At 62.8% G+C, this 13,140-nt stretch carries 11 protein-coding genes; 3 read left to right on the forward strand and 8 right to left on the reverse strand.

Annotated elements, in window-relative coordinates; genetic code table 11:
• Positions 1 to 257: 257 nt before the first annotated feature.
• Entirely contained in the window at positions 258 to 1,655 is a 1,398-nt protein-coding gene (locus tag QKE52_RS05005) for a WHG domain-containing protein (protein WP_347948300.1), read from the reverse strand.
• 209 nt (positions 1,656 to 1,864) lie between these two features.
• Positions 1,865 to 3,235, reverse strand: coding sequence for a sodium:glutamate symporter (locus QKE52_RS05010; protein ID WP_347948301.1), 1,371 nt, complete (start codon positions 3,233 to 3,235; stop codon positions 1,865 to 1,867).
• Positions 3,236 to 3,403: 168 nt separating this feature from the next.
• Here QKE52_RS05010 and QKE52_RS05015 point away from each other — a divergent pair, with 168 nt between their 5' ends.
• Positions 3,404 to 4,603, forward strand: coding sequence for an FAD-binding oxidoreductase (locus QKE52_RS05015; RefSeq protein ID WP_347948302.1), 1,200 nt, complete (start codon positions 3,404 to 3,406; stop codon positions 4,601 to 4,603).
• A gap of 4 nt (positions 4,604 to 4,607) precedes the next feature.
• Here QKE52_RS05015 and QKE52_RS05020 read toward each other — a convergent pair whose 3' ends face one another.
• Positions 4,608 to 5,417: a carbon-nitrogen hydrolase family protein gene (locus QKE52_RS05020; RefSeq protein WP_070682366.1), complete on the reverse strand. Its 810-nt coding sequence runs from the start codon at positions 5,415 to 5,417 to the stop codon at positions 4,608 to 4,610.
• Positions 5,418 to 5,519: 102 nt separating this feature from the next.
• Here QKE52_RS05020 and QKE52_RS05025 point away from each other — a divergent pair, with 102 nt between their 5' ends.
• Entirely contained in the window at positions 5,520 to 5,780 is a 261-nt protein-coding gene (locus QKE52_RS05025; RefSeq protein WP_347948303.1) for a hypothetical protein, read from the forward strand.
• Positions 5,777 to 6,928, forward strand: a complete 1,152-nt coding sequence (locus QKE52_RS05030; protein WP_347948304.1) for an alpha/beta hydrolase — start codon at positions 5,777 to 5,779, stop codon at positions 6,926 to 6,928. The genes QKE52_RS05025 and QKE52_RS05030 overlap by 4 nt, the downstream gene beginning before the upstream one ends.
• Here QKE52_RS05030 and QKE52_RS05035 read toward each other — a convergent pair.
• The 5 genes from QKE52_RS05035 to dnaK form a co-directional block, all read right to left on the reverse strand.
• The gene (locus QKE52_RS05035) at positions 6,925 to 8,445 is read right to left on the reverse strand and encodes an aldehyde dehydrogenase family protein (RefSeq protein ID WP_347948305.1); all 1,521 of its coding nucleotides are present in this window, start codon (positions 8,443 to 8,445) and stop codon (positions 6,925 to 6,927) included. The two genes, QKE52_RS05030 and QKE52_RS05035, sit on opposite strands and share 4 nt — an antisense overlap.
• Before the next feature lie 332 nt (positions 8,446 to 8,777).
• Positions 8,778 to 9,200 carry a helix-turn-helix transcriptional regulator gene (locus QKE52_RS05040; RefSeq protein WP_046647143.1) on the reverse strand — a complete coding sequence of 141 codons (423 nt, stop codon included), beginning with the start codon at positions 9,198 to 9,200 and terminating at the stop codon, positions 8,778 to 8,780.
• 13 nt (positions 9,201 to 9,213) lie between these two features.
• A complete protein-coding gene (gene dnaJ / locus QKE52_RS05045; RefSeq protein ID WP_046647142.1) occupies positions 9,214 to 10,419 on the reverse strand; it encodes a molecular chaperone DnaJ in 1,206 nt (401 codons plus the stop codon).
• Positions 10,420 to 10,554: 135 nt separating this feature from the next.
• Complete coding sequence (gene grpE / locus QKE52_RS05050) at positions 10,555 to 11,259, reverse strand: nucleotide exchange factor GrpE (RefSeq protein WP_347948306.1); 705 nt, start codon at positions 11,257 to 11,259, stop codon at positions 10,555 to 10,557.
• A 3-nt stretch (positions 11,260 to 11,262) separates the two neighbouring features.
• Entirely contained in the window at positions 11,263 to 13,107 is a 1,845-nt protein-coding gene (dnaK, locus tag QKE52_RS05055; protein WP_049155042.1) for a molecular chaperone DnaK, read from the reverse strand.
• Positions 13,108 to 13,140 lie beyond the last annotated feature (33 nt).

Raw genomic sequence — 13,140 nt, forward strand, 5'->3', positions numbered from 1 at the left:
CGCACTAAAATGCGCCTTCGTCCGAAGGGCGTTCCGCACAAGGCATCTGACAAACGGCATCTTTGGGCCTAAAAACGCCATCTGCAATGCGTAAATGGCGTTTTTAGCCGTAAAAACGCCTTATGACTGATACCTTTTGTCAGACGTCTTTTGCTGGATGCCTCCAGCATGTCACTGAAGGTACGCAGACGTTGCGCTGTGTGATTTTCTGCGTGACGCGGATTGCTGTGGATTGCCCGTGGTGTCAGTGCGCGGGGCTAGGGGTTAGCTACTGCCGCTTCCTGGGGAAGGCCGTATTTAAACGATGCTAGGACGACCGCCGCCACGGAGTAATAGAGCGACCACTTCTCGTCGAGGTCGATGTTGCGGAATTCGCCCACCGAGGCCAGGTGACACATGCCGTCGGCACCGGCCCACAGGATGAAGTTCTTGATGTAGACCAGGCGGTCCTCCGGCTCGTGCCCGGCTTCCCGCAGGGCTTCACGGGCAAAACGCATGAGCAGCGCGAAGGATTCGCTCATCTGGGTCTGCTCCTCGCCGTCCTCACTCAGCGGGACCACGGAGCCAGACGCTGCACCGATGCAGGCGCTGTAGCGCTCTGGATGCTCCACCGCGTAATGAAAATAGGCCACCGCCACGCACAGGAGCTTATCGACGGCCGAGGCCCCCTCCGGCAGCCGCTCCAAAAGGTAGAGGATGCCGTCCACGAGTTCACGGTCAGTCTCCTGCTCGACGGTTTCACGTAGAACGAAGTCATTGTCCGCCAGAGAGGCGACGAAAACATCAGAAACACCGAAGTATTCGGCGACGTTCTCAATAGTCACCGACTGCATACCGACCCACGCCGCCAGCTGGATGGCGCGCTCCACGACGGCCGCGCGGGCCCGCTCCGCGGGAAGCTCTGTCAGATCCTCGATGGCGGTAATATCCAGGGAAAGGTCCCGGCCCGGCGTAAAGCCGCCCAGCAGTGCGCGGTACTCCTGCATCGGGTGGCGCAGATCGGGAAGCTCCAACGTCTCGGCCGTCATGAACAGGGTTCCGATGAGCGCCTTGCACACCTCGCGCAGGTTGAAGCGCCGCACCACCGAATGCTGGTGCCGCAGCACGCCGAGGATGCTCAGGTGGGCCATTCCGTGGACGGTGGCCCAGCTAGCAACGCTCAGCTTTGCCAAGGTCTGGGGGCACACATCCGGCCCGACCTCAAGCTGTGCATCGACCGCGATGAGCGCGATGTTGTCATAAATCAGATCCAGCGCGTGGTTGCCCGATCTGTTGCCTTGCAGGAGGGACTGCCACTCATCCTCAAAGACGCAGCCCTTCTTTTCAAACAGGTAGCGAAAAAGCTCCGGTTCGCGCTCGGCGTACTCATAGTAGGCCTCCGTGAAGGTGGTCAGCTTGGTAAAAAGATCGGCGTAGCCAGGAGCGGCGTCGAGCGTCTCCTCCAAAAACTTGACCTTGCGCTCGGAGGCATAGCCCGGGATGGCGGCAACTATCTGCTCACGATCCGAGAATTCCGCGCGAACCTCGGCGGGAGTAACCTCCGCGAGCCTCGCCACCGACTCCACGGTAATTGCCTCATCACCCTGCGCGGCGCCAATGTGAAGAGCAGACTCGAGGATGACCTCACGAGGTGAGTCTTCATAAAGAAAATGCATATGGATTCCTAAGCCTGCGCACACTGAGGGAAAGAAAAAGAGAGGCTGCGAGAGCGCCACGCTGACAGCTTCCTGAATTTTAGCCTTTTTCTTCTCACAAGAGCAATGCAAGCTGAGATTCATTTCGCACTACTACTCAGGACTTGCTTAAAACGAGAAAACCCTCAAGCCATAAGGCTGAGGGTTTTCACGTGCTAGCAGGTCAGCGTCTACTTCGATGAACCGACGTGCCCGATGCCTTCCTTGAAGATGGTGCCGCGCGGCGGCATCATGCCGCTGAACTTGAAGACGAGGTAAATAACCACCGCGATACCCAGGGAGATCCAGCCGAAGCCGGCGGTAAAGCCGTACATCACCGACAGCGGCGCGATGATGGTCCAGGAGATCTCGAAGGGGCCGAAGCCAATGTAGGCCATGCCATACTCCGACAGTGTGCCGGACTTGAGCTTCGGGTCCACGATCTTGAGAATCGCAATACCGGTGGCCACGGTCGCCGTCGCCCAGCCCCAGCCGAAAATGCCGCGCTCAATCCAGCGCTCGCCGAAGAACTCGGCGGGGAACCACATGAGGAAGAATGCACAGTAAATGGTGCCCAAGAAGAAGAGCAGGAGAAGAGCCTGCCAGTAGGCGGCCACAGCGGCCGGCACAATGGCGGCCACGCCGAAGGCAATGAGGTAGTCGGTTGCCGCACCGGACACCGAGCTCACCGTGTCCTTATCCAGGTAATCCTTGGCGCCCACCATGTTCATCACTGCACGGAAGAGCAGGCCCACGACCATGGACATAGCGAACAGCGGGATGGAGACGTTCTCCCACACGGAGGCGATCCCTTTGTTAATGCCGTAGGCCGTCATCACGGTCAGGGCGATGAAGCCCACGTGGAGGGTGATGGGCTCGATGGCGGAGGGGTTCGTCGTGGCGCGGCCCAGCGAAGGGCGGTCCTCCAAGCGCGAGATGTAGCCGCGGCGCAGCTCCTCCGGGAGCTCCTTCGGAACGTGGGAAACCTTGCCCTTGCGAATGCCCCAGTTACCGGCGACGATACCGCCGATGATGGCGGCCAGCGTACCCACGGTGGCGGAGGTAAAGCCTAGGGAGGCTGCGGCATCTGCACCCACGCCTTCCAGGGCACTGCCAACAGCCGCCGCGGTACCGAAGCCACCCGTGAAGCCAACGGGCAGCATCATGCCGAACCAGTCCGGGGTGTCGAAGGCCGGCTTGAACAGGAGAAGACCCAAAACAATGAACAGGCCCCACTGGCCGGTGAACATCATGGTGGAGTAGCCCCACATATTGCGGGCACCCTTGCCCATGTTGCCGCCCATCTCCATAGAGTAGGCCATGGAGGCGAAGACTACGGCGATGAGCAGCGAGGTGTAATCACCAAGATTGTCGGAGAAACCGATCCAGCCCAAGACATTAGGGCCTAAGAGCAGGCCGAGTAGACCTGCCGTGATGGGGGCAGGCAAGAGCAAATCCTGAAACACGAACTTGATCTGGTGGCGCAGAACGTTGCCGATAACCATGAGCAAAGAAATCCAGCCCACGTCTGTCATGATTGTGAACGCAGAGAATTCTTCCATGCGAAAACTTCCTTCCATGCCGCCCACGGCGGCGTCCTTGAGACGAGACTCACCCTCTTTCGGGAAATGATCCGTTGATTACACTACAACTCCCTTCCCGCTTTTCCACCCCTGGCATATAACCCTAGGGTGATGTAGCTCTACCCCCAGGGGCTAGGATGGGCGGGCATGAGGGAACTGGGTGAGCATCTACGCAACCATGCTGAAGACTATCGCGATGCAGTACACAGGCACTTTTTCGCCAACGTCGCCGAATCCCGCCAAGTCTTTGCCCTATCGATGAAGGACACGCACCCCTCCATGGCCCCCGCGCTCGCGTGGGTGCTGGAGAATGTGGAGGACGGTGAGGTACAGGGGGACGTCGCCAAGCGCCTGGCACGTATGGGCCGCGATCATCGCCGCCACGGTTTCCCCCCTGAGGTCTATCCGAAATTCGAGGCATCGCTCGTTCACGGGCTTGAGGTTCTGGGGCTTACCCCGTACCAGCACGACGTCGCCACGCGCACCATTTCCCAGGTGTGCTCCATCATGCGCGCCGCGGCGCAGGAGGCGGACTCCGATGGTATTCCCCCTGCCCACAGCGCCCAGGTGGTAGCCGTTGACAAGCCGAACCGGCGCACTGCGGTGATCCGGCTGGAATCGGGCGTGGCGCTGGATTACCGCGCGGGGCAGTACGTTCCGGTGACATCTCAGCTCACGCCCGGCACCTGGCGTCCGCTGACCCCGGCGGCACCCCCGGAGGACTCAGGACAGCTGACATTCCACCTCGCGCTGGCCGGTGAGGCCTCCTCCATGCTGGCCAAGGCGCAGCCGGGTGATTGGTGGACGCTGGGCGCGCCCGCCGGTGAGCCGCCGCGACTGGATGACACGACGACATTGATTTCCTTCGGTACCGGCTGGGCAGGCGCGCGGGCGCTGCTTCTCGACGGCCTAGCGAACGGCCTTCCCTCCGGCCTCCAGGTCTATGCCGTGGCTCCTTCGCCGGGCGAGCACTATGACACGGAATTCCAGGCCAACCTGCAAGCTGTGGCTCCAGGCCTAAAGCTGCGCCACATCGTCCGGGATGGGCAGGACCCCTGGCTGCTCGGCGCACAACCAGCCGCCGCAGGCTTCGATCCCGTGGTGGCCAAGGAGCCGATGGAACCGGTGCTTGCCGAGGGAACTGACCGCCGCTTCGTGCTCATCGGCCCGGCCGACCGCGTCGAGCTAGCCCAGGCGGCCCTGCTTTCGGGCGGCGTTAAAGAGGAGGCGATCACCACGGATAGTTGGCAGCGTGGCCACGAGTGGGCGGCCTCCGCTGCGGAGCTCGACGGCTGGGGCGATGACTGGGAAGCCTGGGCGGCGTGGAAGAAATCCCAATGGGCCTAAGCGCTCAGGCGTCCAAAACGGGGAGGGACTGGCGGACCTTTGCCACGGTGTCTGGGTCTACCTCGCCGTAGAGGGTTTCTTGCTCATAGCCGGCTTCAGCAAGACGCGTGCCATCTGGCGCCACGAGAACAGAGTGCCCGATACCAGTCGGCCCAGAGGCCTGGCCCGCCTTGGCCTCGCCGCCGGGGCGAGCCTGGCCAGCCGCCAGGATGTACGTCGTGGAATCGAGCGCCCGCGCTGCGCTGAGCAGGCGCCACTGTTCCAGCTTGCCCGGGCCATCCGCCCAGCTGGTGGGCACGACGATGAGCTGGGCGCCCTGGCGGGCGAGTTCCTTGAACTGCTCGGGGAAGCGGATGTCATAGCAGGTGGCCACGCCCACAGTGAGGCTCCCGGCCTCGAAGGTAACGAGTGATTCACCCGGCCGGACGGTATCGGATTCCTTGTATTTGAAGGCATCGTAGGTGTGGATTTTCTCGTAACCGCTGAGGACTCCGGGCCCGGCGATGAGCGCGACGTTGGCCACGCGGTTGATGGTTTTCTCACCGCGCTCGACGGTGTCCGCCGGGGCGAACATTCCCAGGACCACGTACACGCCGAGTTCTTCCGCTAGGGCGCGCACCGCGGTGGCGGTGGGCCCATCGAGCCCCTCCGCGTTCGTATCGAGGCGCCCGGAGTCGAAGCTTTGGGTGGTAGCTTCCGGCAGGACGATGAGCTGCGCGCCGTTATCCGCGGCTTCCCGGATCTTGTCGAGTGCTACGGCGAGGTTCTTTTCAACGTCCCCGGTGCTGGTCAATTGAACTGCTGCTACCTTCATGCGGCCCACGGTAGACGAGCCCGGACTAGTTATCCACAGATTTCGCGGATTCAGTGCCGCAGTCCTTTACTGCGGGTGGGCTGCTGGCGCAGTCTCGATGCTATGAACCATCTCGCCATTGACCGCGGTACCCGCCAGCAGATCCGCTCCCTCTTCGACCATTCCTCCCCCACCGCGTTGCCCTCCGTGCGGCAGCCTCCCCGGACCGCGCGTGCTTTGGAGATTCTCGGCGCGCGGTGGGAGGAGTCACGAAGGCTCAGCGAGGGTGCGCGGCGAGCCCAATTGGAGGAGCTGGACCGCTTCGTGGGTGTGGCCCAGGGTGTCGATGCGGAGCTTTCTTCTTTCTTGGGAGACACCCAATGAGTACGGCCTCGGCATTGCGCGCGGAAGCTTTCCGTTTGGAGGATTATGCCGCTGAGCTTGCTCGATATATCGATGCCTCGCACCATCATTGGGTAGCGCTAGCGATTTCTGGGGCGGCCGCGGACGCAGCGCGCGGCACCCTCCACAGCGCCACCGATGCACTGCTGGGTCCGGCGCAGCAGATGCGCGTGGCGGCACACATCGTGAGCCTTTATGCGCCGTTGATGGAGCGGATTGAGCAGCTGCGCGCCCGAGCCCTTCGGCTCGCTGTGGTTCCCGCTCTTGCGGAGCCCGTCAGCGCGGTGCTGGGGCACCTCGACACGCTGGCCGATGCCCTCGACTGGGCCTGCGCTCGTCAGCTGAGCGCCTTGTGCACCCCGGAGCTGGGTGAGCCACCGACTCGCCTGGAGGATTTCAGCGAGCTATCCCTGGCGGAATTGCATGAGGTCCAGCTGACCATGGCCAGCGAGGAGGTCCGCTCCCTGGTTGCAGCTAATCCGGACCTCACCGTGCTGGAGGCCAGTCCCGGACGGCTGGTGGTGCTCGTCGACCCAGAGAATATCGGCACGCACGCGGCCCAAGTCAGCACGTTTGTGGGCGGGGTCGGCTCCTCCGAGCCTGGCAGCTGGCCCACCGCAGTGGAGCGCGCCCGGGCCATCGCCCACGCCACGCATGGGCCCGCCGTGGCGTGGATTGGCTATGCTGCCCCCACCTCGCTGTCCCGCGCGGCACACGAGGAGCCGGCGCGCCGCGGCGCTACTGAACTCATCCGCTTCCAGCGCGCCCTGCGGCAACGCTTCCCTGGTGCCCAACACATGGTGATCGGCTACTCCTATGGGTCCGTAGTGGCGGGCAAGGCTGCGCAGCAGGACTATGTTGCGGATGACGTCGTTCTCGTCGGCAGCCCGGGCGCCTCCGTAGCTCACGCCTCGCAACTGCACGGCCGGGTTTGGAGCGCACGCAACGCCGAGGATCCGATCGCCGCCACCACCGGACCGCGCGGCGGCATCCACGGCCCAGATCCTTCCTCCCCTGCCTTCGGCGCCACCGCGGTGCCGGGCGCGAGCGGGCTACCGGGCGATCATGGCTCCTATTGGAAAGACCCCGCATTTCTGCGGGGCCTGGGGGTCATAGCCAGCAGATATTAGAACAGGCCAGCCTGCTCCTCAGAGTAGGACACCAGCATGTTCTTGGTCTCCTGGTAGTGAGCGAGCATCATGAGGTGGTTCTCGCGGCCGATGCCGGATTCCTTGTAACCACCGAACGCACTGTGGGCGGGGTACACGTGGTAGTGGTTGACCCACACGCGGCCGGCCTGGATTTCGCGGCCGGCGCGGTAGCAGGTGTTCTGGTGGCGCGACCACACACCGGCGCCGAGGCCGAAGTTGGTGTCGTTGGCAATCTGGATGGCTTCCTCGAAGTTCTTGAATGTAGCCACGGAGAGCACCGGACCGAAAATTTCCTCGCGGAAGATGCGCATGTCATTGGTTCCACGGAAGACGGTCGGCTCAATGTAGTAGCCGTTCTCCAAGCCCTCTACCTTGTTCACGTGGCCACCGATGAGGGTTTCCGCGCCTTCCTTCGGGCCGATCTCGAGGTATTCGGTGATCTTGTCCATCTGCTCCTGGGATGCCTGCGCGCCCATCATCGTTTCGGTGTCGAGCGGGTGGCCGATCTTGATCTTCTTCACGCGCTCCACGGCCAGCTCCAGGAACTTGTCCGCGATGTCCTCGTGGATGAGCGCACGCGATGGGCAGGTGCAGACCTCACCCTGGTTGAGAGCGAACATAACGAAGCCCTCGACGCACTTCTCCAGGTAAGCATCGTCCTTGTCCATGATGTCCGCGAAGAAGATGGACGGTGACTTGCCGCCGAGCTCCAGGGTGACCGGAATGACCTTGTCCGCAGCGGCCTTGTTAATGATTTTGCCCACCGGGGTGGAGCCGGTGAAGGCAATCTTGGCGATGCGGTCCGAGGTGGACAACGCCACGCCTGCCTCCTCACCTACACCGTTGACGATGTTGAGCACGCCCTTCGGCAGGAGGTCCTCAATGAGCTCAATGAGCAGCAGGATGGAGGCCGGGGTCTGCTCGGCAGGCTTCATCACGATGGTGTTGCCCGCAGCCAGCGCCGGCGCGATCTTCCACGCCGCCATGAGCAGCGGGAAGTTCCACGGGATAATCTGGCCCACAACGCCCAGCGGCTCGTGGAAGTGGTAAGCCACAGTGTCCTGGTCAATCTGCGACAGGCGGCCCTCCTGCGCGCGGATGGCGCCGGCGAAGTAGCGGAAGTGGTCGACCGCCAGCGGGATGTCGGCGGCGAGGGTCTCGCGCACGGCCTTGCCGTTCTCCCAGGTCTCCGCGACGGCGATCTTTTCCAAGTTCTCCTCGATGCGGTCGGCGATGCGGTGCAGCAGAAGCGCGCGCTCTGCCGGGGTGGTCTTACCGAAGGTCTCGAAAGCCTTCTCCGCAGCGTCAATGGCCAGGTTGATATCCGCCTCCTTGCCGCGGGCAACCTGGCAGAAGACCTCACCGGTAACCGGGGTGATGTTGTCCATGTATTCGCCGTCGACCGGCGGTACCCACGCGCCGCCGATGTAGTTGTCGTAGCGCTCGCGGTAGTTGACGATGGCGTCTGCGGTTCCGGGGTTAGCGTACAAAGTCATGGTCATCGCACCTTTCTCGTTGTCTTAAGGGTTTCCGTTGCGCCTTCACCAGTGGTTCTCGAACACATTCTCCAAGAAATGTGACAGGCCGCACAACGTTGGGTGCGAGTGTAGCGCTATTTTTCAACAAACTCACGTTTTCTACAAGGAAAGCTTTTTCTTCTGGACGGTTGCCGCCAGAAAAAGTGCCCGAGTTGCCAAAGATCATGCCCACAATTGCTCTGGACCGTGGATCTTTGGCAACTCGGGCACTTGTTAAGTGGAGAGTACGGAGCCTCAGTCCGACTTGCTCAAAACGAAAAGAACCCCCTCCGCGAAGGAGGGGGACGTGCCTAGCTGTCGCGGCGGCGGTTGCGCCGCGGCGTCCACATCACCACGGAGGTAGAACGAGGAACGTGGACCAGCTCGCCGCGCGATGGTCGCGCCTGGCTGCGCAGGCGGTCGACCTCCGCCTGCAGCTCATCGCGCTCGGCCGCGAGGCGGTCCCGCTCCGCGGTCAGCTCGATGATGGATTTGATGCCGGCCAGATTCACGCCATCATCTTGCGAGAGTGCCTGAATCTTGCGCAAGAGCTCGATGTCGCTCTCGGAATAGCGGCGCCCACCCCCGGAGGTGCGGGCTGGGGAGACCAGCCCCATCCGGTCATACGTGCGCAGAGTTTGAGCGTGCATGCCGGATAGTTCCGCGGCAACAGAGATGACGTACATCGCCTTGGGCTGGGCCGCATCGGTTCGATTTGTGTCGTCCTTGCTCATCTCACACCTCCTTCTAGCGAGTCACCGTATTGCCGGCCCATCCAGCACGCGGATCGAAGCCGGAGTCCTTCTCCGCCTGCGCGTAGCTGCGCAGCGCCGAGGAGGCTGCGGCATCCAGCGTGGAAGGCACGGTGACCTGCACGGTCACCATGAGGTCGCCGGCCTTGCCGCCACGCTTGGCCACGCCGCGACCTTTGACGCGCAGCGTGCGTCCGTCGGGCGTTCCCGCCGGTACCTTGACGCGCACGGGTGAATCGAGGGTCGGCACCGTAATGGTGTCCCCCAAGGCCAGTTCGGCAAAGGAGACGGGGACGGTGACGTGTAGGTCATCGCCTTCCCGAGTGAAGACCTTGTCGGGCTTCACCGTGACCGCTACGAAGAGATCGCCGGACGGGGTGCCGTTCGGCCCCGCTTCGCCCTGGCCAGCCAGGCGCACCTTTTGCCCATCGATGACCCCGGCGGGGATACGTACCGTAATCGAGCGGGTGCGGTGTACCGTTCCGGTGCCAGAGCAATCCACACACGGATCCTCCGCGCGCTGGCCGGTGCCCCCACAGTCGGTACACGGCGCCGAGAAACCGAAGGAGCCGCGCTGTTCCGAGGTGAACCCGGTGCCATCACACGTCGAGCACGTCGACAGCTTGCCGGTCTTCGAGCCGGAACCGTGGCACGTGGTACAGGGGGCTTCGCCGCTCAACTGCAGCGGGATGGTGGTCCCCTTGGCCGCCTCGCGGAAGTCGAGGGTTATGTGCGTTTCGACGTCGGCCCCCCGCGACGGCCGAGCTGTGTGGCCAGCACCACCGCCGCGGTTGAAAACGCCACCGAAGATATCCCCCAGACCGCCGCCTTGAGACGCTCCTCGAGCGGATCCTCCGAAGATGTCCGAGAGGTCGAAGTCTTGCGCACCCGGTCCACCCATGTGCGTGGATCGAAACCCGCCGGGAAACCCGGCGCCTCCTCTCCGTCCAAAGCCGCCGCCGCGCATCATGGCCTTGAACTCGTCATAGTCCTTGCGGGTAGCTTTATCAGACAGCACATCATAGGCTTCGGCCACCTGCTTGAATTTCTCCGCCGCCGCGGGATTATCCGGGTTGGCGTCGGGGTGATTCTGGCGGGCCAGCTTGCGGTACGCGTGCTTAATTTCTTCAGCGGTAGCGGATGAGGAGACCCCCAGATCCGCGTAATAATCCTTGTCTGCCCATTCTGGCTTAGCGTTCACTGGGCATCTCCTCCTTTCAGGAGAATCGTTAATCGGTTGGGTTTAAAGATTTTTTGCTAAGTAAAAATGCTAACTAAGTAGTGAAAAGAACAGTGGCGCCAAGGAATACTCAAACCCTGACGCCACCTGCGATGCCTATTCTGCGTTATCCGGGCTGTCCGGACCGTCAGCGGCATCGGCTGACTCGGCGGGGTCGGCGATAATCACCATGGCGGTGCGCACAACGCGCTCGCCCACCGTGTAGCCGCGGCGCAGAACCGTGCCGATGACCTGCTCGTCACCGGTGGACAGGTCCTGAACTGCCTCGTGCACCTCGGGGTCGAAGGCATCGCCCTCGGCACCGAACGGGGTCAGCTGGTTGTTGGTCAGCACGCCCGTGAGCTTGTCCGCGATGGCCTTGAGCGGGCCCTCATTGAGGTCACCGTGCTGGCGTGCGAGCTCCAGGTCATCAAGGATAGGCAAGAAGTCTGCCAGGACCTTGGCCTTGGTGGTCTCGATCACGGCCTGGCGGTCGCGCTCAGTGCGGCGGCGGTAGTTGGTGTACTCCGCGTTGAGGCGCTGCAGGTCCTCGGTGCGCTCAGCCAGCTGAGCCTCCAGGGAATTCTCTGCGACGGTGTCCTCACCAGCGGCCGCTTCTTCGGTGATGTCGCGGGCGGCATCCTCAACCGCGGCCTCTGCCTCAGCGGTGCCCGCGGTGGCAGCATCGGCCTGCGCCTCAGCGGCCTCGTCGGTGGCACCGTCGGCAGAAGCAGCCTCGGCGGCGGCAGCCTCCGCAGCCTCAGCGGAGGTTGCCTCAGGGTCGGTGTTGGCCGGGTTGCCCGGGTCCTGAGGGGAGGTCATGGTTTACTTCTCCTTGTTCTCGTCGTCCTCGTCGACAACCTCGGCGTCGACGACGTTCGGGTCACCAGCGGTCTCACCAGCAGCGGCACCCTCGGCACCTGCCTCAGCAGCCTGTGCCTCGTACAGGACCTTGCCCAGCTCCTGAGACTCGGTGCCAAGCTTCTCGACGGCCGACTTAATCGCCTCAATGTCATCACCCTTGAGGGCCTCGTCGACGGCGTCGGCAGCCTCGGTCACGCGAGTCTTGAGGTCCTCCGGCAGCTTGTCGGCGTTCTCATCCATGAACTTGCGGGTCTGGTAGGAGGTGGATTCCGCCTGGTTGCGGGTCTCCTGCTCCTCTCGGCGCTTCTTGTCCTCCTCGGCGTGAGCCTCGGCATCCTTGACCATGCGGTCGATCTCCTCCTGGGACAGGCCGGAACCATCCTGAATCTTGATGGTGTTCTCCTTGCCGGTGGCCTTGTCCTTAGCGGAGACGGAGACGATGCCGTTGGCGTCGATGTCGAAGGTGACCTCAATCTGCGGGACACCGCGCGGTGCCGGGGCGATGCCGCCGAGCTCGAAGGAGCCGAGCAGCTTGTTGGCGGAAGCCATCTCGCGCTCGCCCTGGTAGACCTGAATCTGCACGGAAGGCTGGTTGTCATCAGCCGTGGTGAAGGTCTCGGACTTCTTGGTCGGGATGGTGGTGTTGCGCTCGATGAGCTTGGTCATCACGCCACCCTTGGTCTCGATGCCGAGGGAGAGCGGGGTGACGTCGAGAAGCAGCACGTCCTTGACCTCACCGCGCAGCACGCCTGCCTGGAGAGCAGCGCCGACTGCCACGACCTCGTCCGGGTTAACGCCCTTGTTCGGATCCTTGCCGGTCATTTCCTTCACCAGGTCGGACACAGCCGGCATACGGGTGGAGCCACCGACGAGAACCACGTGGTCAACCTGGGACAGGGACAGGCCAGCATCCTTGATGACCTGGTTGAACGGCTCCTTGGTGCGGTCCAGCAGGTCCTGGGTGATCTTCTGGAACTCGGTGCGGGACAGGGTCTCATCCAGGAAGAGCGGGTTCTTCTCCGCGTCCACCGTGATGTACGGCAGGTTGATGTTGGCGGACTGGGAGGAGGACAGCTCAATCTTGGCCTTCTCCGCAGCCTCACGCAGGCGCTGGACGGCGCGCTTATCCTTGGTCAGGTCAACGCCCTGGGAAGCCTTGAACTTATCCACGAGCCAGTCGACGATGCGCTGGTCCCAGTCGTCACCACCGAGCTGGTTGTCACCAGCGGTAGCCATAACCTCAACCACGCCGTCACCGATCTCCAGCAGGGAGACGTCGAAGGTACCGCCGCCCAGGTCGAAGACCAGGATGGTCTGCTCCTGCTCGCCCTTCTCCAGACCGTAGGCCAGTGCAGCGGCGGTCGGCTCGTTAACAATGCGCAGGACGTTGAGGCCTGCGATCTGGCCGGCCTCCTTGGTGGCCTGGCGCTGGGAGTCCTCGAAGTAAGCCGGGACGGTAATAACGGCGTCGGTAACGTCCTCACCCAGGTAAGCCTCGGCGTCGCGCTTGAGCTTCATGAGCGTGCGGGCCGAAATCTCCTGCGGGGTGTACTTCTTGTCATCAATGTCGATGGTCCAGTCAGTGCCGATGTGGCGCTTAACGGAGCGGATGGTGCGGTCAACGTTGGTGACCGCCTGGTTCTTAGCGGACTGGCCGACGAGGATTTCGCCGTTCTTAGCGAAAGCCACGACGGACGGGGTGGTGCGGGAACCCTCCGAGTTAGCGATAACGGTGGCCTCGCCACCTTCCAGAACGGATACGACCGAGTTGGTGGTACCGAGGTCAATTCCTACTGCGCGTCCCATAATCTTTTCTCCTTGCTTGTTGGGGTTTGTTCT

The sequence above is a fragment of the Corynebacterium sp. c25Ua_47 genome, assembly GCF_039907205.1.
Lineage (GTDB): Bacteria > Actinomycetota > Actinomycetes > Mycobacteriales > Mycobacteriaceae > Corynebacterium > Corynebacterium hiratae.